Origin of the sequence: Rhodococcus sp. A14, from assembly GCF_011603105.1 — a bacterium.
Lineage (GTDB): Bacteria > Actinomycetota > Actinomycetes > Mycobacteriales > Mycobacteriaceae > Rhodococcus_F > Rhodococcus_F opacus.
This window is the reverse complement of record NZ_JAAOQS010000346.1, coordinates 1-317: the sequence shown is the minus strand read 5'-3', so window position 1 is coordinate 317 and position 317 is coordinate 1. Positions and strand designations below refer to the sequence as shown.

The window sequence follows — 317 nt, the reverse complement described above, 5'->3', positions numbered from 1 at the left end:
GCCGACTGGCAACCCCTCGGAGCGGTCGCCGTCGGCCACCCCCTCGAACCACTCACCCCCCGACACGCCGCCGACCCCGGCGACGCCCTGATCGAGAGATGACCCACGCGCAATGAGCGCCGAATCAATGATCAATTCCGACGACACGCTCACGCTGATCGTCGATAGCCAAGAAATGAGTAGACAATGACCATCGTGTCCGAACCCACCACACCGCAGAAGGTCGAGCTGACCGACGAGGAGATCTTCGCCGGCCACATCGGGGGGAAGCTCTCGGTTGAGACCACGACCGCCCTCGATACGCAGCGCGCCCTGTC

1 pseudogene is annotated in these 317 nt (G+C 64.4%); it reads left to right on the top strand.

Annotated elements, in window-relative coordinates:
- Nucleotides 1–186: 186 nt before the first annotated feature.
- Nucleotides 187–317 (top strand): annotated as a pseudogene (locus G9373_RS47570) (NAD-dependent malic enzyme); the annotation flags it as partial.